This window comes from Bordetella bronchialis, from assembly GCF_001676705.1.
In the GTDB taxonomy this organism is placed as follows: domain Bacteria; phylum Pseudomonadota; class Gammaproteobacteria; order Burkholderiales; family Burkholderiaceae_B; genus Bordetella_C; species Bordetella_C bronchialis.
The window spans coordinates 3739789-3759546 of record NZ_CP016170.1; the positions used below are offsets into that span (position 1 = coordinate 3739789).

Consider the following 19758-nt stretch of genomic DNA (forward strand, 5'->3'; position numbering starts at 1 on the left):
GGGAAACCGGCACCGCACCAAACAAAACGCCGCGGGCAGTGCCGCGGCGTTTTGTTTGGTGCTTTCGGACCGACCCGGCAGCTGCGGGCCGCCGATGGCTACAGCTCCACCTGCATCCCCATCTCCACCACGCGGTTCGGCGGGATCTTGAAGAACTTCGTGCTGCGCGTCGAGTTGCGCGCCATGAAGGCAAACAGCGCGCGCCGCCACCCCCGCATCGCGGGCCGCTTGGCGGCCACGACGGTCTGGCGCGACAGGTAGTAGGACGTGCGCATCGGCTCCAGATCGACTTCCGGATAGGCCTCCGCGATCTCGCGCAGCACGTCCGGCACGTCCGGTTCTTCCTTGAAGCCATAAGTGACCACGGCCTGCCAGCTGGACGCGCTCAGCTTGGTCAGCGAAAAGCGCTCTTCCGGCGACACATACGGCACGTCGGCGCCCCGTATCGTCAGGAACAGCACATGATCGTGCAGCACCTTGTTGTGCTTCAGGTTGTGCAGCAGCGCCGGCGGCACATTGCCCGGATTCATCGTCATGAAGATGGCTGTCCCATGCACGCGGGCCGGCGGGAACTGCTCCAGCTGCTCCATGAACTCGGCCAGCGGCTGGCGGTCGCGTTGCTGCTGCTGGCTGAGCAGGTAACGGCCGCGCCGCCACGTCAGCATCAGGGTGAAAACCACGATCCCCACCAGCAGGGGCAGCCAGCCGCCCTCTTCCACCTTGAGCGCATTGGCCGAGAACAGCAACAGATCGAAGACGAGCAGAAAGCCAAGCACAGCCCACCACATCGCACGCCGGGGCCCGCTGACCGCGGCCCGCGACATCAGCGACAACAGCAGGACGGAAGTGGTCAGCATCGTCCCCGTCACCGCGAAGCCGTACGCGGCAGCTAGGTTGTCCGAACTGCGGAACACCACCACCAGCACGAGCACCGCGACCAACAGCAGGGCATTGACCTGCGGCAGATAAATCTGGCCTTTCTCGATGGCGGACGTGTGCAGGATCTCCATGCGCGGCCAATATCCCAGTTGCACGGCCTGGCGGGTCATCGAGTACGCACCGGAAATCACGGCCTGCGAGGCGATGATGGTCGCCACGGTGGCCAGGCACACCAGCGGCACGACGCCCCAATCGGGCGCCATCAGGAAGAAGGGATTGCTAATGGCTTGCGGGTCGCGCAGCAGCAGCGCCCCCTGGCCGAAATAGCACAGCGTCAGCGCCGGCGCCACCATCCAGAACCATGCGCGACGGATCGCTCCCCGGCCAAAGTGCCCCATGTCCGCGTAGAGCGCTTCGGCGCCCGTCAGCGCCAGCACCACCGAACCCAGCAGCACGAAGCTGGCGCGCGGCGACTCGATCACGAAATGCAGGCCCCACATCGGATTCAAGGCGTGCAGAATGGTCGGCGTCTGGACGATCTGCCACAGGCCAAGCAGCGCCAGGGTACCGAACCACAGGCCCATGATGGGCCCGAACAGCTTGCCCATCATGCCGGTGCCATGCGACTGCACCATGAACAACCCGATCAGCACGATCACCGATAGCGGCACCACCCAGTGCTCGAAGCGGTGCGACACGACGCTGATGCCCTCCAGCGCCGACAGAACGGAAATCGCGGGCGTGATCATGCTGTCGCCGTAGAACAGCGCGGCGCCGAAAATGGCCAGCGCGATCAGCAGCATGCGCACGCGGCCCTGGCGCCCGCGGATGGCGAGCTCCAGCAGTGCCAGCGTGCCGCCCTCGCCGCGGTTGTCCGCGCGCAAGACCAGCATGACGTACTTGAACGACACCACCAGCATCAGCATCCAGAACAGGATGGACAGGACGCCCAGCACATGCGTGGGCTGCAGGTCGCCGTAGCCGACCAGGCATTGCCGCAGCGTATAGAGCGGGCTGGTGCCGATATCGCCATAGACGACGCCCAGCGCCCCTATCATCAGGGCCGCCTTGGAAGAAGGCGCATGGGGCGCGGCGGCCAGGGGGGACGCGCTTGCGGTTCCAGTGCTCATACCTGAATGTCGTGTCGGGTCAATTGGGCGCCCTTGCGCGGGCCGGGGAATACCACCGTCAGGCGCGTGCCCGGGAACTCCGGGCGGCTGGAAAGCTTCCACCATGCGCCGTGCGCGTGCGCGATTTCGCGCACGATTGCCAGCCCAAGCCCGGAGCCGCCGGCGGTCGCGGCGGGCGAACGGTAGAAGGCCTCGAACACCCGGTCCTGGTCTTCAACGGGGATGCCGGGGCCGTCGTCCATGACGGTCAGGCTCGGGGGGTTGCTGCCGACGGTCAGCGTGATCCGCCCACCTTGCGGACCGTAGCGCAGCGCATTGTCGATCAGATTGCCCAGCAGTTCGTCCAGCAACAGCGGATCGGCATCGACCCATACGGGAACGTCGGGCGCGTTAAGGTCCAGTTCGAACTGGGCGGCGCGTACCCGCGGGATCCATTCCGCGCCGGTGGTGCGCACCCATTCGCACAGGTCCACCCGCACGAAACTGTCCTGCGGCCGCGCATTGGGATCGGCGCGTGCCAGCACCAGCAGTTGCTGCCCCAGGCGGATCATGCGGTCGCTTACCGCCTTGATGCGCTCGGCGCGCGCGCGCACGTCGTCGGGCAGCGGGCGGGCGAGCATCAGTTCGGATTCCAGCCGCAGGCCGCTCAGGGGGGTGCGCAACTGATGCGCCGCATGGCCGATGAAGCGGCGCTGGGCCGCCAGCGATGCATCGAGCCGCGCCAGCAGGTCGTTGGTGTGCGATACCAGCGGCTCCATTTCGGCCGGGACACCTGCGACTTCTAGGGGCTGCATATCGTCGATGGACCGCTGCCGGATCTCCTCGGACAACAGGTTCACGGAACGCAGGCCGGACCGCACGCCGTGCACAACCACCCAGGCGAATAGCGACATCAGGACAATCTGGCCGACGACCATGAGCAGGAAGAAATCTTCCAGCTCCCATAGCGTCATGTCGATTTTGTGGGTCATGACCCACGTCAGGGCCAGATCCAGCAGGACCAGCAGGAGGATGGCGGGCAGCAGCCGCACGACAAGGTACCGCGCCAGCGAACCGCGCGGAAGCAGCCGCGCGGACCGATGGCTGCGCTGGCTTTGCGGGCTGCTACGGATGCGGTCGGACGGAATATCCACGGTCATGTTCGTAGGCCAACCCGGCCGGACGATTCAGCCCGGGTAACTGGTCACCGCGCCGAAGCAGGCCCTCAGGCTGCTTCAACATCCAGCAGGTAGCCGAAGCCGCGCACGGTTTGAATACTGGCGCCGGTGCCTTCCAGGCGCTTGCGCAGCCGGTACACGTAGACTTCCACCGCGTTTTCGCTGAAGTCGGCGTCCCACGCTGACAAGGAATTGACGATCTGCCGCTTGGTGACCACCCGGCCGACACGGGCCATGAGCATTTCCAGGACGGAAAGCTCGCGTACGGACAGCGACAGGCGTTCGCCATTGACGCGGACTTCGCGCCCGACGGTATCGAAGACCAGGGGACCGACTTCGATCAGCGGCTGGACCTGGCCGCTACGGCGCCGGAAGAAGGCGCGGACGCGCGCGGCCAGCTCGGGAAGTTCGAAAGGCTTGGTGACGTAGTCGTCGGCGCCGGCGTCCAGGCCGGCCACCCGGTCTTCCAGGCCGTCGCGCGCCGTGAGTATGAGCACCGGAACCTGGTTGCCGTCCGCGCGCAGTTGCCGCAGGACGTCCAGGCCGCTCATGCCGGGCAGGTTGAGATCGAGCAGAAGGAGATCGTAAGGCTGGCCGGCCAAGGCGCCCAGCACCTTGTCGCCGTCGGTGAGCCAATCGACCGCATACCCCTGGTCGGCCAGAAACTCCTGGAGCGCATGGCCCAGGGTTGTGTCGTCTTCGATTACCAGTACTCGCATGGCGCGATTCTAGCGCGATCCGGGCCGGTGCGCGCTAGCCCGCCATCGGCCGGGCGCGAAATATTTCGCGCTATTTTGCGGGGACGGCACCGCCCGGGGTTGCGGGGACGGGGCCGCCGTCCGGGGAAGGTGCCGGATTGGTCACGAAACCGATGCGGCCCAGTCCCGAGCGGCGCGCCGCTCCCATCACTTTGGCCAGGGTTTCGTAGCGGGTGTTCAGGTCGGCCCGGATACGCAGCTCCGGCTGCGGCTGGGCGCCCGCCGCGGCGGCGAAACGGCCGGCCAGTTCGGCTTCCAGCACCGGCTTCTCGTCCCAGAACAACTGCCCGTTGGCATCGATGGCCAGGTCGATGGTCTTGGGTTCTTCCTTGACCGGCTCCGCGCTGACTTGCGGCATATTGATCCGGATCGAATGCGCCAGCAACGGCGCCGTGATGATGAAGATCACCAGCAGCACCAGCATCACGTCGATGAGCGGCACCATATTGATCTCGGACATCGCGTGGCCGCCGGAACCCTTGTTGTCGAATCCGCCGAATGCCATTTATTCGCTCCCGCGCGTGGCTTGCGCCGCGCCGGTGCGGCGCATGGCCCGCACCTTGCTATCGGACAGGGCGACCTGCTGGCCCGTGGTCAGGAAGGCGAACAGATCGTGGGCGAAGGCGTCCAGGCGCGACAGGAATACGCGATTGCGGCGCACGAAGGCGTTGTAGGCAAGCACCGCGGGAATCGCCACGGCCAGGCCCAGCCCGGTCATGATCAGCGCCTCGCCCACGGGACCGGCGATGCGATTGATCGTCACGCCATCGGCCAGCCCGATCCCGACCAGCGCGTGGTAAACACCCCAGACCGTGCCGAACAATCCCACGAAGGGCGCCGTGGACCCGACCGAGGCCAGCACGGTCAGGCCGTTTTCCAGCTTGGCGGTTTCTTCATCGATGACCTTGCGCATGGTGCGGGTCACGAACTCGCTATTGGATCCGGCCTCGGAGAGCGTGGTGGCGCCGTACTTGGCATGGTGCGCCTGGGCGTACATGGCATGGGATGCCAGGTGGGAGAACGGGTCGCGCGCGCCATGCGTGCTGATCTCGTGCTCGACCTGCTCCAGCGAGCTGGCGCCCCAGAATTTGTTCAGGAAGTCGCGCGAGCGTTTACGGACCACCGTGCTGTTGACCGCCTTGACCAGGATCAGGTACCAGGTGACCAGCGACATGACGATCAGGATCACGAACAGCGTCTTGCCGACGATGTCGCTCTGCGCGACGAAATGCATGATGCCCATGTCGGGCGTGGGCAAGGGAGCGGGAGCGCCCTGCATGGCGGCGGCGGGCGCCTGCAAGGCGGCACCGCCGGCCTGTCCGGCGCCGGGATCGGCCGGCGCGGCGGGCGTTGCCTGCGCCAGCACCATGGCGATGTGGTGTGCGATGGACATGTCAGTTCCTTATATTGAAATCGAACGGGATTCTTGCCTGGACGGTATAGGCGACGCCATTGCGCATATAGGGCTTGAAGCGAACGCGGCGCACGGCATCCAGCGCGGCTTCGTCCAACCTGGGAAAGCCCGAAGACGCCACCACGGTGGCCTTCTCGATCAGGCCCTGGGGATTGACGACGACCAGCACCGTGACCCGGCCCTCTTCCCGCCGGCGCTTGGACGCCATCGGGTACACCGCCGAGGGTCCCGGCCCCAGGTACTCGATGTTGGACACGGTTTCCGGCTGGTCGCGCGGCGGTCCCTGGCGCGGGGCCTGTGTCGTCGTGGCGCCATCCGGCGCGCCGGTCGGCGGGGACGGCGGCGCGGGCGGCTGCTCCACCGGCTTGGGCGGCGGCGGCGTCTCCTTGACCGGCTGGGGCTTGGGCTTGGGCTGCGGCTTCGGCTTGGGTTTCGGCTTGGGCGCGGGAACCGGGGGCTTTTCGATGACCGGCTCGGGTTCGGGCTCCGGTTCGGCCTTTTCCGGCGGCGCGGGCTGCGGATCCGGTTCGGGCTGCACCTGCGGTTCGGGCGGCGTGGGCGGCTGCACTTCCGGCTTGGGAGGCTCGGGGGTCTCGGGCGCCTTGGCCACCTGCGGGACAGGCGCTTCCACCACGCTGACCATGATGGGCTGGCTTTCCGGCGGCAACGGCACGACTTCCTGCGTCGATAGCATCGCCCCCGCGACTACGGCATGCGCCGCCACGACGATGATTCCCGCTCCCAGCCTGACGCCCAGGGAGGAATTCGACGACGTGGACCAATTGCTCTTTTTGTTGCTAGGCATGAACCGCCCGATGCCCTGACTTGAGTTGGACCCCCGCGCGTTAATCATGCGGCGGTACGGGAATGAGTCCGATATGCTATCTCAAATGGGAATTATTCGCAAAACCGTGCTCTAGCGCACCGTCATGGCATTTCGCTCGCGGCAAGCAGCCATCCCGTCAGCGGCGCCGACACACAGGCGCGACGCGGCAAGCGCCCGCGCCAGGCGGCGTGACCGGACAAAACCGGATCTGGCGCCGGACGATAAAGCGCGGGAATAAAGCGATGGGGAATAAACCGATGGGGAAGAAAGCGGTGTCCGGACCGGAGGAGGCGCCATGGCGAACGCTGAGGCGCGCGGCGGACGGGAAAGCAGGACAGCGATTGCGAAGGGAATGGAGTGGTGGGTGCTGAGGGGTTCGAACCCCCGACCTACGCCTTGTAAGGGCGCCGCTCTACCAGCTGAGCTAAGCACCCAATCGAGTGGGGCCACTCTTCAAGCAAACCGCGAAGCGCGGATTATAGCGGCCGCCCGGCAAGGCCGCAAACGAGGGGAACAGGAACAATGGACGGACCCGGCGCGTTACGGCCTGCGCGTTGTCGCTCGTCGCGGTTGGTCGTCGCTGATTTCATTGTGCCGCGCCCTGCCAGGCGATCATGATGCGCGGATCGGTCAGTTGACCGCGTCCTTCAAGGCCTTGCCGGCGCGGAACTTGGGCACCTTGGCCTTTTTGATCTTGATGCTTTCGCCGGTGCGCGGATTGCGGCCGGTGCGTGCTGCACGGGAAGACACGGCGAAGGTGCCGAAACCGACCAAGGTAACGGTGCCGCCCTTCTTCAGCGTCGACTTCACGGCGCCGATCAACGCGTCGAGGCAACGGCCGGCAGCCGCCTTCGAGATATCCGCTTTGCTGGCGATGTGGTCGATGAGTTCAGTTTTGTTCATGCAGGATTACCCCTCACAGGTATGGTGCCTCGACGGCCGGGGCGGCCACCGGGACATTCGAACGACTTCTTCTTGAACGGTTTGCATGACAAACCGCGACGCTTAAATTGCTACGCCGCCCATGATTTCACCGGCAAAGCGCGGGCGAACCAGGAGCGACGTAGAGGCGTATTAGGCCCTGACCGCACAAGGCTGTCAAGGAAAAATCCGTCGAAAACCCGCGTGGTTACTGGCTTTCCGGCTGGAAAGCGACACCGCGCGACCCGCACGTTTCACGTAATGGGAAAGGCCGCGGCGGCACGCGCCGCGCGCCGGTCAGACGTCCACCCAGCGGCGCAGCAGGTTGTGGTAGACGCCCGTCAATTGCACCAGCGAGGGGTGATCCTTGACGTCCTGCGTCAGTCTTTGAATCGCGACATCCAGCTCCAGCAGCAAGGTGCGCTGGGCATCTTCGCGCACCAGGCTTTGCAGCCAGAAGAAGGCACTGATGCGGGCGCCGCGCGTAACGGGACTGACGCGATGCAAGCTGGTACCGGGGTAAAGCACCATGCTGCCGGCCGCCAGCTTGATGCTGCGCGGCCCGTACAGGTCGTCCACCACCAGTTCGCCGCCATCGTAGGTGTCGGGTTCGGACAGGAACAAGGTTGCCGACATATCGGTACGCACGCGGTCCGCCGTACCGGTGATGGGCCGCACGGCGTTGTCGACGTGGTAGCCGAAATTCTCGCCGCCTTCGTAGCGATTGAATAGCGGGGGGATGATCTTGCGTGGCAGCGCCGCCGCCATGAAAAGCGGATTGCGGGTCAGCCGCTGCACGATCAGACCGCCGAGTTCCTGGGCGAGAGGATTGCTTTCCGCCAATTGGCGATTCTGCTTGACCCGCGCCGACTGGTGGCCGGCGGTCGCCCTGCCGTCGACCCATTCGGCCGCTTCGAGCCGGCGCCGCATTTCGGCGGCTTCGGCGGAGGTGAAAATCTCGGCGATCTGGACCAACATCGTTGCGCTCCCGCTAGCTGTTCATACAGGCGCGCAAGGCCTGGTCGAAATCGCCCAGCAGGTCTTCCTCGTCCTCGATGCCGACCGACACGCGGATGAAACTGTCGGCGATCCCCATCTGCGCACGCCGCTCCGCGCCCATTTCGTAGTAGATGGTGTGGGCCGCCGGCAAGGCCAGCGTGCGCGTATCGCCCAGGTGCGTGGCCAGTATCACGACCTGCAGGCGATTGAGGAATTCAAAACAATCGATGCCGTCCACCAATTCCACGCCAAGCAGGCCGCCAAAATGGCCGTCGAACAGTTCCGCCGCGCGGGCATGCTGCGGATGCGAAGCCAGGCCCGGGTAATACACCTTGGAGACGCCGGGATGGCCGTCCAGCATGCGCGCCAGCGCCAGCGCGTTGTCGCAATGGCGGCGCATCCGCAGGGCCAGCGTTTCCGACCCCACCGCGATGCGATGCGCGGCATCGGCCGACAATGTGCCGCCCATATCGCGCAGCCCTTTCTTCTTGATCTGGAAAAGCCCCCAGCCGGTGGGCGGCCCCTTGCGGTAGGAATCGAAAATATTCTTGTAGCCGGACCAGTCGAACAGCCCCGTGTCGGTAATGGTGCCGCCCAGCGCATTGCCGTGGCCGCCGATGTACTTGGACAGGGAGTTCATGACCAGCGAGGCCTGCACGTCGATCCCGCGCAGCAGCCACGGCGAGGTCAAGGTGTTGTCGACCAGATAGACCAGGCCGCGTTCATGGCACAGCGCGCCGATGCCGGCCAGGTCCGCGACCTGCGTGCCGGGGTTGGCGATGGTCTCGACGAACACCATGCGGGTATTCGGCCGCACTGCCGCCTTGACCTGCTCGACATCGGTGGCATCGACAAAACTGATCTCGACGCCCAGTTCGGCCAGCGTGCCGAACAGGCTGTTGGTGTTGCCGAAGATGAACTGGCTGGACACCAGATGATCGCCGGCGCGCAGCAGCGTGGTGAAAACGGCGGCCAGCGCCGCCATGCCGGTGGCGAAGCTGACGGTGGCGACGCCCTGCTCCATCCGGGTTACCCGTGTTTCCAGCGCCGCGGTCGTGGGCGTGCCCTGGCGGGCATAGGAATAGCCGGCCTTGCCCTGGAACACCGCCGCGAGCTCGCGCGCGTCGGCATAGCCGTATTCCGACGACACATGTATGGGCTTGTGCACGGCGCCGTGCTCGACGGCATCGCGCCGGTCGGAATGAAGAATGGTGGTGGTAAAGCCGGATTTATCCATGATGTCGCGCGCCGGGTATGCAGGATTGAGCGAAGGATTTTACCCCTGGCGCTGACGCACGGTCTCGTACAGGCAGACCGCGCTGGCGACGCTGACGTTCAGGCTTTCCACCGAACCCAGCATGGGGATGTGCACGAGTTCATCGCAGGTCTCCCGCGTCAGCCGGCGCATGCCCTCGCCTTCCGCGCCCATGACCCAGGCCATGGGACGCCGCGCGTCCACGCCGTGCAGCGGAGTCGTGGCCTGGTCGTCGGTGCCCACCAGCCAGATGTCACGCTCCTTCAGTTGCCGCATGGTGCGCGCCAGGTTGGTGACCATGATGTAGGGCACGGTGTCGGCCGCGCCGCAGGCAACGCGCTGCACCGTGGCGTTCAGCCCGACCGCGCGGTCGCGCGGCGCGATAACGGCATGCACCCCGGCGGCGTCGGCGGTGCGCAGGCAAGCTCCCAGATTGTGGGGATCGGTCACGCCGTCCAGCACCAGCAGGAAGGCCGGCCCGTCGATGACATCCAGCACTTCGTCCACGTCCACGGCCAGCTGGGCCGGCTCGGCGAGCGCCACGACACCCTGGTGACGGGTACCCCGCGCCAGGCCCTCCAGCCGCTCGGCCGGCACGGGATGGACTTTGCAGCCCGCCGTGGCGGCCTGCTCGACGAGCGACGCCATGCGTTTGTCGCGGCGCGAGGCCTCGACATAAATTTCCTTGATCGACGACGGCGCATGGCGCAGACGCGCCACCACCGCGTGGAACCCTGCGAGAACCTGGGTCGACGCCATAAGAACCTACCTCTCTTGTAATTCCCCGCCCCCGTGGGCGGGCCATGCTCAGCGGCGCTTGCGCGTGGCGGACTTGGTCGCGCCCTGTGCCTGGCGCGCGGCGACGCGATCGGCTTTTTTCGCTTCCGCGCGCCGCACCTTGGCCGTCTGCCCCTTCAGGGCCTTGGGCTTGGTGCCGGCCGCCTTCTTGACACGCCGCGGCGGCTCTTCCGGTCCGCGCTGCGCGGCCTTGCGCAGCGACTCGAAACTGGTGCCCTTCACCAGGCGGAACTCGATGCGCCGCGCTTCCAGATCGACGCGGGCGACCTGCACCTGCACCTTGTCCGTCAAGCGATAGCGCATGCCGGTGCGCTCGCCGCGCAGCTCATGCAGCGCGTCGTTGAACTGGAAATACTCGCCCCCCAGTTCGGACACGTGGACGAGTCCTTCCACATGCAGCGTATCGAGCGTGACGAAGATGCCGAAGCTGGCGACACCCGTGACCGTGCCGCTGAAGTCCTCGCCCACGCGTTCCTTGACGAACCAGCACTTCAGCCAGGCCTCGACATCGCGCGAGGCTTCGTCCGCGCGGCGCTCGCACGACGACAGCATCAGGCCGAGCTTTTCCCAGATGGCGTGCTCGTGTTCCTTGTGCGAACGGCCGATGACCACGGGCTCGTCCTGCAGGGAGGGGACATATCGCTCGCCGCGCAGCAGGGCCTTGATCACGCGATGCGTCAGCAGGTCGGGGTAGCGCCGGATGGGTGACGTGAAATGGGCATAGGCGGGATAGAAAAGGCCGAAATGCCCGACGTTCTCCGGACTGTAGATGGCTTGCTGCATGGACCGGAGGCACATGGTCTGCAGCAAGGGATAATCGGGACGCCCCCGCACGCTGTCGAGGAATTCGCCGTAATCCTTGGCGGTCGGCATATCGCCGCCGCCCAGGCTCAGGCCCAGCGTGCGCAGGAATTCGCGCAGCGATTGCAGGCGCTCCGGCGTGGGGCCCTCGTGGACGCGGTACAGGCCGGGATGCTTGCTGCGGGCCATGAAATCCGCGGCGCAGGTGTTGGCCGCCAGCATGCATTCCTCAATGAGCTTGTGCGCGTCGTTGCGCACCACACCGACGATCTGCTCGATGCGGCCCAGTTCGTTGCAGACGATCTTGGTTTCCACCGTGTCGAAGTCGATCGCGCCGCGCTTGCGGCGCGACTGCGCCAGCAGCTGGTACAGCTCGTACAGGTCGCGCACATGGGGCATCACGCCCGCCATGGCCTGGGCGGCGGGGCCGTTGGGCTGCTGCAGCGCGGCCCAGATATTGGTATAGGTTGTGCGCGCATGCGAATGCATGACCGCGTTATAGAACTGGTACGCGGTCACCGTGCCGGCCTTGGCGCCCGTGGCCGGGATGACCATATCGCAGACCAGCACCAGGCGATCGACCTGGGGATTGAGCGAACACAATCCGTTGGAAAGCGTTTCCGGCAGCATGGGAATGACCCGCCGCGGGAAATACACGCTGGTGCCGCGCTCCAGGGCGTCGTCGTCCAGCGCGTCGTTGGGCCGTACATAGTGGCTGACGTCGGCGATGGCCACCAGCAGGCGCCACGCGGGCCGCTTGCGCTGCCCCGATCCCAGCTCCACGGCTTCGCAATACACCGCATCGTCGAAGTCCCGGGCGTCCTCGCCATCTATGGTGATCAGCGGGACATCGCGCAGGTCCACGCGGTCCTTCAAGTCCGTCTTGCGTACGGCGTCCGGCAGGCGGGCGGCCTGCTTGCGGGCCCCTTCGGAAAACTCCACCGGCACGTCGAACTTGCGCACCGCGATTTCGATTTCCATGCCCGGATCGTCGATTTCGCCCAGAACTTCGGCAACGCGCCCCAGGGGCTGCGTATGCCGGGTGGGCTGTTCGATGATTTCCACCGAGACCACCTGCCCGTGCTGCGCGCCGTTCGTATCGCTGGGGGGAATCAGTATGTCATGCTTGATGCGCTGGTCTTCCGGCACGACGATGGACAAGCCGTGCTCATGCAGGAAACGGCCCACCAGCTTATTGGTACGCCGTTCGATGACCTCGACGATGGTGCCTTCCGGCTTGCCGCGATATTCGCCGCTGGGCTTGACCAGGACGCGGTCCCCATGCAGAACCTTCAGCATTTCGCGCGGCGACAGGAAGATATCCGGCCCGCCGTCGTCGCGGACCAGAAAGCCGAAACCGTCCCGGTGGCCCTGCACCCGGCCCGCCACGAAATCCAGCTTGGTGGCCAGCAGCAGCACGCCCTTGCGGTTGGGCAGAAGTTGTCCGTCCCGTTCCATGGCGGCCAGGCGGCGCTCGAAGCCGACCATCGTTTCCGGGCGTACCACACCCATGCGTTCGGCCAGTTCCGCGGGCGACAAGGGGGCGCCGGCGGACCGCAATGCGCGCAGCATGGCTTCGCGGCTGGGAACGTCGGGATCGAAATCGGGAGGCGCCTCAGGCACGACCGTGGGTCTGTTCTTGTTAGCGGCGTCGTCGCTCGATCGTTTTGCCAAAGTCGAAATTCCTGTCTATAATGCGCAGCTTCTGTGCTTTCGCTGATGCGGCAGATTGTTTTACCGCCGCGGTGTTTTCCAACACTACAGCCTGGGCTTTACAGCAGATGGCGGTTCACGGTTGAACAAACTGATGAATCGGCAACTGCGATAAAGCAAAAGCGGTATTCTAGCGAAAATACAGTGCCCAGGTGGCGGAATTGGTAGACGCGCATGGTTCAGGTCCATGTGCCGCAAGGTGTGGAGGTTCGAGTCCTCTCCTGGGCACCACGAATTCGCAAACCCCCGATGTGGAAACGCATCGGGGGTTTGTTCTTTGGCGCTTCTTTCTTTGGCGCTTCTTTCTTTGGCGCTTCTCTTTGGGCTTGTTCTTTCGGGGCGTTCTTTCGGGGTGTCCTTTGGGTTCTTCTTGGGGGTTGGTGTTTTTTCGGATTTATTCTTCCCCTATTCCCCAATGCTCGCGCCTGCCGCGGCATCCCGCCCTCCCGCGGGTGGCCAGGCCCAAACGCCGGGACTTGCGGACCCGCTGAAAAGTGTGCATAATCGCGCCTCTTCGCTGCTGCGGCGTTTCAAGCGGCAACCGCGAAGGCAGTAGAACGGGCCCAGGTGGCGGAATTGGTAGACGCGCATGGTTCAGGTCCATGTGCCGCAAGGTGTGGAGGTTCGAGTCCTCTCCTGGGCACCATCCCGTTCATGGCCGGTAGCGCAAGCGCACCGGTGCAGCAAGGCAAAAACCCCGCAAGGTGCGAACCCGCGGGGTTTTTTGTTGTCCGCGACGGATCCGTTTCCCGCCAAGGGTCGCGTGCCGGCCATGTTGCGCCGGGCGCCCGCGCCCCCATTCCGTCACGCCGTACGCCGCATACCCGTCAGTCCGGGAACGTAAGCGCCATGGCCACATGCGGGATGCCCGCTTCCATGAATTCGTCGCCCTCCACGACGAAGCCCTGCCCGGCGTAGAACCCGCGCGCATGCGTTTGCGCGTTCAGCATCAGTTTGCGATGGCCGGCCGAACGGCCGGCCTCCACCAGTGCGCGCAGCAACCGTGCGCCCACGCCCAGCCCGCGTGCGCGGCGATGCACCGCCATGCGGCCGATATGGCCATCGGGCAGCAGCCTGCCGGTTCCCAGCACCTGGCCATCGGCATCGTAGGCCACCGCGTGCACGCACACGGCATCGAATTCGTCCATCTCGATTTCCGGTGGCACGTTCTGCTCGACGACGAACACGGCATGCCGGACGGCACCGGCGTCCTCGCGCAGCCGCGCCCAATCCGCCACGACGACGGTAATGGATGGTTGATTCATACTGCTTTTTCCTTCTGACCTGGCCAAGAGACGAAGATTTTCGCCAGTGCCGCGCGGGCAGGCAAATCGGCCGCCGGAAGCCGGCAAGATAAATCGCATGGACAGTTAGAATTAGCTCCCTTTCGCGATCATTCTGCCCAATGCATGCCGTCGCCACCGCCGCCCTCCCGGTATTCGCGCTGATCCTCGTCGGATGGCTGGCCGCGCGCAAGCGCCTGCTGGGACCGACCGCCAGCGACGTACTCAATCGCTACGTCGTCTATCTTTCGTTGCCGGCGCTGCTGTTCCGCGCCATGTCGCAAGTGACATGGGACCAACTGGCCCATGCGGGCTACCTGCTGTCCTTCCTGGGCGGCATCGCCGCCGCCTTCGCGGTGGCCCTGGTGGCGCACCGGGGCAAGGCCACGCCATTGACCGACGTCAGCATCGAGGCCCTCAGCAATTCATACGCCAACGTGGGCTTCATGGGCATTCCGCTATGCCTGGTGATCTTCGGCCCGCAGAGCCTGGCGCCGGCGGTCGTCGCCACGCTCATGACGGCCTGCGTGCTGTTCGGCGTGTCGATCGCCTTGATCGAAGCGGACCAGCGGCAGGGGCAGCATTTCGCCACCACGGCGGCCAAGGTCGGCGGCGCGCTCATACGCAACCCGTTACTGATATCGCCCGTACTGGGTTTCGCCTGGGCTGCCACCGGGGCGCCGCTGCCGGAATCCATCGACCGCTTCCTGGTCTTGCTGGGGAACTCGGCCAGCCCCTGCGCCTTGATCGCCATCGGCTTGTTCCTTGCCCAGACGGAAGCCGGCGGCGATGGCGTCGTCGTGGCACGCGTGGTCGCGGCCAAACTGCTGGTGCAGCCGGCGATCACGGCCCTGCTGGCCTTCGGCGTGTTTTCGATGCCGCCGGTCTGGGCATGGACCGCGGTGCTGTTGAGCGCCCTGCCCATCGGCACCGGCCCTTTCATCCTGGCACAGCTCTATGGACGCGACGCGCGCGTGGCGTCGCGCACCATCCTGTTGTCGACGCTGGCCTCGGTCATCACCATCTCCGCGCTGGTCGCCTGGATCGAGGGTCACGGCGTGCGATAGCGCGCCCGCCCCATCCCGATGCGCCGGCCACCCTTCCCACCTGCGATTCGTTCATGCTCGCCGCCTTCATCTTCATACTGACCCTGGCCCTGGTCATCATCCAACCCCGCGGCCTGGGCGTGGGCTGGAGTGCCGCCGGCGGCGCCGCGCTGGCCCTGGCCCTGGGCGTGGTCCATATCGGCGACATCGGCGAGGTCTGGCACATCGTGTGGAATGCGACCGCCACCTTCATCGCCATCATCATCACCAGCCTGATCCTGGACGAGGCGGGTTTCTTCAAGTGGTGCGCGCTGCATGTGGCACGATGGGGCCAGGGCCGCGGCCGCCGGCTGTTCGTCCTGATCGTGCTGCTGGGCGCGATGGTTACGGCGCTGTTCGCCAACGATGGCGCGGCCCTTATCCTGACTCCCATCGTCATGGAGGTCCTGCTGGCCCTGGGCTTTGGCGCGGGCGCCGCGCTGGCCTTCGTGATGGCGGCGGGCTTCATCGCGGATACCGGCAGCCTGCCGCTGATCGTCTCCAATCTGGTCAATATCGTATCGGCGGACTTCTTCAAGATAAGCTTCGCGCGCTACGCCGCCGTCATGGTGCCCGTGAACGTCGCGGCGGTGGCGGCCTCGCTGGCCATGCTCATGATGGTATTTTGGCGAGCCATACCGCGCCGCTACGACGCCAGCCAGCTGCCGCGGCCGCGCAGCGCCATCCGCGACCCGGCCACGTTCCGCGCCGGCTGGATCGTGCTGGCCCTGCTGCTGGCAGGGTTCTTCCTGCTGGAGCCCTTGGGCATCCCCGTCAGCGCGATCGCCGCCGCGGGCGCCCTGGGCTTGCTGGGGGTCGCCGGCCGCATGCATATCGTCGGCACCCGAAGGATCATGCGTAACGCGCCATGGCACATCGTGGTGTTCTCGCTGGGCATGTATCTGGTCGTCTACGGCCTGCGCAATGCGGGACTCACCGCGCACCTGAGCGCTTTCCTGTCGTGGTGCGCGCAAGGCGGCGTATGGGGCGGCGCCTTCGGCGCCGGGATCGCGGCCGCTACCCTTTCCTCCGTCATGAACAACCTGCCGGCCGTCCTCGTCGGGGCCTTGTCGATCGCCGACGCGTCGGCCACCGGGGCGGTGCGCGAAGCGATGGTCTATGCGAACGTCATCGGCAGCGATCTGGGCCCGAAGATCACGCCCATCGGGAGCCTGGCCACCCTGCTGTGGCTGCATGTGCTGGAACGCAAGGGCATGCATATCGGCTGGGGCTACTATTTCCGCATCGGCATCGTGCTGACCGTGCCGGTACTGCTGGCCACGCTCGCGGCGCTGGCGTGGCGCCTGGGTTGACCCGGCCGGACCGGCGCGTCGACGGCGGACGACCCGCGCGCCCGCCGCGCTTATAATTACTTATTCGCATAATAAAATCCGGCCCGATTATTTTGAGAAATAACGCGCCGGTTTTACATTTCCCTTTTGCGCCCTCCGGCTGCATCCATTTTCAACGTACGTTCCATGTCTTCCAACGCATCGACCCTCGATTTCGGCGGCCGCCCCACGCCGCTGCGCATCAATAGCCGCCCGCTTTGGGCAGCCCTCCTCCTGGTCGCCCTGGGCGCCTGGTATCTGGACGCCACCGTGGGCTGGCGCCAAGCCGGCCTTTGGCTGACCGGCGCACTGCTGGGCGTGGCGCTGTATCACGCTTCCTTCGGCTTCACACAAGCCTGGCGCGTCTTCGTATCCGACCGCCGCGCCGCCGGCCTGCGCGGACAGATGCTGATGCTGGCCGTGGGCGTCGTGCTGTTCTTCCCCATCCTGGCGCAGGGCACGCTATTCGGCCAGCCGGTCGCCGGACTGGTCTCGCCCGCGGGCGGCTCGGTGCTGCTGGGCGCCTTCCTGTTCGGCATCGGCATGCAGCTGGGCGGCGGTTGCGCGTCCGGCACGCTGTTCGCCGTGGGCGGCGGCAACACGCGCATGCTGGTGACGCTGTTGTTCTTCATCGTCGGGTCCGTACTGGGTACGTATACCTTTCCGTGGTGGTCCACGCTGCCGGCCTTGAAGCCCACCTCCTTCGTGCTGTCCTGGGGCCCCCTGCCGGCCATTGCGGCCAATCTCGCGGTATTCGGGCTGATCGCCTGGATCGCCACCGTGCTGGAGCGCCGGCGCCATGGCCGCATCGTGTCGTTCGCCGGCCGCACGGAGCGCCCCGCCAGCCTGTGGCGCGGCCCGTGGCCGCTGGTCTGGGGCGGCGTGGCGCTGGTGGCGCTGAATTTCGCCACCCTGGCGCTGGCCGGCCGCCCCTGGGGCATTACCTCGGCTTTCGCGCTGTGGGGCGCCAAGGCGTACGACGCCCTGGGCGGGGACGTCGCCCAATGGGCCTATTGGGTCAAGCAGTCCAAGGCCCTGGCGGCGCCGCTGCGCGAGGACGTGACCACGGTGATGGACATCGGCCTGATGCTGGGCGCGCTGGCCGCCGCCGCGGCCGCCGGCAAGTTCGCGCCGGTGTGGAAAGTTCCGGCGCGCTCCCTGGCAGGCGCCGTGCTCGGCGGACTGCTCCTGGGCTTCGGCGCGCGGCTGGCCTACGGGTGCAATATCGGCGCCTATTTCAGCGGCATCCTGTCCGGCAGCCTGCACGCCTGGCTGTGGCTGCCGGCGGCCTTTGCGGGCAGCGCGCTGGGCGTGCGTCTGCGCCCCCTGTTCGGCCTGGCGGTGGAAAAGACGCCGGCCGGCAGCTGCTGAATTCCCCCAGCCGGCGCGCCGGCCTGGGTTTCCATCCCCGTGGGGCATGGCGCGCGGACGGCGCGTCCCCCGCCATCGATTCAACTCGGAAACCGGAGCCCACGCTCCGGTTTTTGTTTTTTGAACGGGCGCCGCATCGACCGGCCCCGGCGCGGGCGCCCGCTTCTTTTTTCACGAATTTATTTCGGCACGGCATCGCGTTTGACGCATTGCCCGCGCCTGCTTTCTGTTATGGTTTGCCGCGTTCCGATTCAGTGACGGCTGCATCCGTCAGGAAGGAAGCGATATGCCTTGGTTTGCCATCCGATTTTCAACGCTGGCGCTCGTTCTGCTGGGCGCGGCGTGCACGCTGCTCCTGGCCGCCATGTCGACACTGTCATGGCTTTGGGCCGCCATCCCCCTGAGCGCCCTGGCGCTACTCGGCATCTACGACCTGGCGCAGCCGCATCATTCGATACGCCGCAACTACCCCATCCTGGGGAACCTGCGCTTTCTTTTCGAGGCCATACGCCCCGAGATCCGCCAGTATTTCCTGGAGGACGACACCAACGCCACGCCGTTCTCGCGCGCACAGCGCTCCATCGTCTACCAGCGCGCCAAAAAGCAGGTGGACAAGCGCCCCTTCGGCACGCAGGAAGAGGTCTACAACGACCGCTATGAGTGGATGAACCATTCGCTGGCGCCGACGCACGTGGCCGACAGCGACTTCCGCGTCACCGTGGGCGGCCCGGATTGCAAGCAACCCTACTCGATGTCGGTGCTTAACATTTCGGCCATGAGCTTCGGTGCGCTGTCGGGCAATGCCATCACCGCATTGAACGAAGGCGCGCGCATCGGCAACTTCGCGCACGACACCGGCGAAGGCGGCATCAGCCCGTACCACCGCAAGCCCGGGGGTGCGCTGGTGTGGAATATCGGCTCGGGCTATTTCGGCTGCCGTGACGAACAAGGCAATTTCTCGGCCGAGGCCTTCGTCCGCAATGCGCGCCTGCCCCAGGTCAAGATGATAGAGATCAAGCTATCGCAGGGCGCCAAGCCGGGTCATGGCGGCATCCTGCCGGGGGCGAAGGTCACGCCCGAGATCGCCGAAACCCGCGGGGTTGCCCCCTGGAAGGACTGCAACTCGCCGGCCGCCCACAGCGCCTTCGACAGCCCCATCGGGCTGATGCGCTTCGTCGCCCATCTGCGTGAGCTCTCGGACGGCAAGCCGGTCGGGTTCAAGCTGTGCGTCGGCCATCCCTGGGAATGGTTCGCCATCGTCAAGGCCATGCTGGAAACAGGCATCACGCCGGACTTCATCGTCGTCGACGGCGCGGAAGGCGGCACGGGCGCCGCACCGCCCGAGTTCGTCGACCATGTCGGCACACCCCTGCGCGAAGCGCTGCGCCTGGTGCACAACACGCTGGTGGGCGTCAATCTGCGCGAGCGCATCCGCATCGGCGCATCCGGCAAGATCATCACTGCCTTCGACATGGCCCGCACCATGGCGCTGGGCGCGGACTGGTGCAATGCCGCGCGCGGCTTCATGTTCGCCATTGGCTGCATCCAGGCGCAGTCCTGTCATACGGACAAATGCCCCACCGGCGTCGCCACCCAGGATCCCGTGCGCCAACGCGCCCTGGTGGTACCGGACAAGGCCCAACGGGTGGCGAACTTCCATGGGAACACGCTGCACGCGCTGGCCGAATTGCTGGGCGCCGCCGGCTTGACGCATCCCGGGGCGCTGCGGCCCCATCACATCGCGCGCCGCATCTCGCCATCGGAAGTCCGCCTGCTCTCCGCGCTTTTCCCGGAGCTCGCGCCCGGTGAACTGCTGGAAGGCAAATTCCGCCATCGCGTATTCGAAGCCGGCTGGGCGATGGCGAGTGCAGATTCCTTCCAACCTGCGCAGGACCTGACCACAGCCCAGGCGCTGGCCGACTGCCCGCGAGACCCGGTTCCCGCCTGACCCGGACCGCCCCGCCCGGGCGGGTGCGCGGCGAACCGCACGGCACAAGGCTTGCGAGCCGCCGATAGAAGCGCGGCATCGCAGGCCGC

16 protein-coding genes and 3 tRNA genes are annotated in these 19758 nt (G+C 66.1%); 6 read left to right on the forward strand and 13 right to left on the reverse strand.

The features are described from left to right. Window positions 1-98 precede the first annotated feature (98 nt). The 12 genes from BAU06_RS16470 to rnr all read right to left on the reverse strand — a co-directional run bounded on the left by BAU06_RS16470 (window position 99) and on the right by rnr (window position 12510). Window positions 99-2009 (reverse strand): potassium transporter Kup, encoded by a 1911-nt coding sequence (locus tag BAU06_RS16470; protein ID WP_066352140.1) that lies wholly within the window; start codon window positions 2007-2009, stop codon window positions 99-101. Then, window positions 2006-3031 carry a sensor histidine kinase gene (locus BAU06_RS16475; protein WP_066359218.1) on the reverse strand — a complete coding sequence of 342 codons (1026 nt, stop codon included), beginning with the start codon at window positions 3029-3031 and terminating at the stop codon, window positions 2006-2008. The genes BAU06_RS16470 and BAU06_RS16475 overlap by 4 nt, the downstream gene beginning before the upstream one ends. A 182-nt stretch (window positions 3032-3213) precedes the next feature. Further along, window positions 3214-3885, reverse strand: coding sequence for a response regulator transcription factor (locus BAU06_RS16480; RefSeq protein ID WP_066352143.1), 672 nt, complete (start codon window positions 3883-3885; stop codon window positions 3214-3216). Between the two features lie 70 nt (window positions 3886-3955). Continuing rightward, entirely contained in the window at window positions 3956-4429 is a 474-nt protein-coding gene (locus BAU06_RS16485) for an ExbD/TolR family protein (protein WP_066352146.1), read from the reverse strand. Beyond that, on the reverse strand, window positions 4430-5317 hold the full coding sequence (locus BAU06_RS16490; RefSeq protein WP_066352162.1) for a MotA/TolQ/ExbB proton channel family protein: 888 nt from the start codon (window positions 5315-5317) through the stop codon (window positions 4430-4432). A gap of 1 nt (window position 5318) precedes the next feature. Then, a complete protein-coding gene (locus BAU06_RS16495; protein WP_082993725.1) occupies window positions 5319-6143 on the reverse strand; it encodes an energy transducer TonB in 825 nt (274 codons plus the stop codon). 379 nt (window positions 6144-6522) lie between these two features. Further along, window positions 6523-6598 (reverse strand) — tRNA-Val (locus tag BAU06_RS16500). A gap of 196 nt (window positions 6599-6794) precedes the next feature. Further along, the gene (locus BAU06_RS16505) at window positions 6795-7067 is read right to left on the reverse strand and encodes an HU family DNA-binding protein (RefSeq protein ID WP_066352168.1); all 273 of its coding nucleotides are present in this window, start codon (window positions 7065-7067) and stop codon (window positions 6795-6797) included. 315 nt (window positions 7068-7382) lie between these two features. Then, window positions 7383-8063: a Fe2+-dependent dioxygenase gene (locus BAU06_RS16510; protein WP_066352179.1), complete on the reverse strand. Its 681-nt coding sequence runs from the start codon at window positions 8061-8063 to the stop codon at window positions 7383-7385. A gap of 13 nt (window positions 8064-8076) precedes the next feature. Further along, window positions 8077-9321, reverse strand: coding sequence for a cystathionine gamma-synthase family protein (locus BAU06_RS16515; protein WP_066352190.1), 1245 nt, complete (start codon window positions 9319-9321; stop codon window positions 8077-8079). 39 nt (window positions 9322-9360) lie between these two features. Further along, the gene (gene rlmB, locus BAU06_RS16520) at window positions 9361-10098 is read right to left on the reverse strand and encodes a 23S rRNA (guanosine(2251)-2'-O)-methyltransferase RlmB (protein ID WP_066352195.1); all 738 of its coding nucleotides are present in this window, start codon (window positions 10096-10098) and stop codon (window positions 9361-9363) included. Between the two features lie 48 nt (window positions 10099-10146). Beyond that, a complete protein-coding gene (gene rnr / locus BAU06_RS16525) occupies window positions 10147-12510 on the reverse strand; it encodes a ribonuclease R (protein ID WP_418214827.1) in 2364 nt (787 codons plus the stop codon). Between the two features lie 287 nt (window positions 12511-12797). Here rnr and BAU06_RS16530 point away from each other — a divergent pair. Together BAU06_RS16530 and BAU06_RS16535 are read left to right on the forward strand one after the other, a co-directional pair. Next, a tRNA-Leu gene (locus BAU06_RS16530) sits at window positions 12798-12882 on the forward strand. Between the two features lie 330 nt (window positions 12883-13212). Further along, a tRNA-Leu gene (locus BAU06_RS16535) sits at window positions 13213-13297 on the forward strand. Between the two features lie 181 nt (window positions 13298-13478). Here the strand turns inward: BAU06_RS16535 and BAU06_RS16540 are convergent. Continuing rightward, window positions 13479-13916 carry a GNAT family N-acetyltransferase gene (locus BAU06_RS16540; RefSeq protein ID WP_066352207.1) on the reverse strand — a complete coding sequence of 146 codons (438 nt, stop codon included), beginning with the start codon at window positions 13914-13916 and terminating at the stop codon, window positions 13479-13481. 140 nt (window positions 13917-14056) lie between these two features. On the opposite strand from BAU06_RS16540, the gene BAU06_RS16545 reads away from it, so the two are divergent. The 4 genes from BAU06_RS16545 (at window position 14057) to BAU06_RS16560 (ending at window position 19669) form a co-directional block, all read left to right on the forward strand. Continuing rightward, window positions 14057-15001, forward strand: coding sequence for an AEC family transporter (locus BAU06_RS16545; protein ID WP_066352217.1), 945 nt, complete (start codon window positions 14057-14059; stop codon window positions 14999-15001). Window positions 15002-15054: 53 nt separating this feature from the next. Then, window positions 15055-16332 carry an arsenic transporter gene (locus BAU06_RS16550; protein ID WP_066352225.1) on the forward strand — a complete coding sequence of 426 codons (1278 nt, stop codon included), beginning with the start codon at window positions 15055-15057 and terminating at the stop codon, window positions 16330-16332. A 165-nt stretch (window positions 16333-16497) separates the two neighbouring features. Next, window positions 16498-17721: a YeeE/YedE family protein gene (locus BAU06_RS16555; RefSeq protein WP_066359222.1), complete on the forward strand. Its 1224-nt coding sequence runs from the start codon at window positions 16498-16500 to the stop codon at window positions 17719-17721. Between the two features lie 286 nt (window positions 17722-18007). Then, window positions 18008-19669 (forward strand): FMN-binding glutamate synthase family protein, encoded by a 1662-nt coding sequence (locus BAU06_RS16560; RefSeq protein ID WP_066352235.1) that lies wholly within the window; start codon window positions 18008-18010, stop codon window positions 19667-19669. Window positions 19670-19758: the final 89 nt, after the last annotated feature.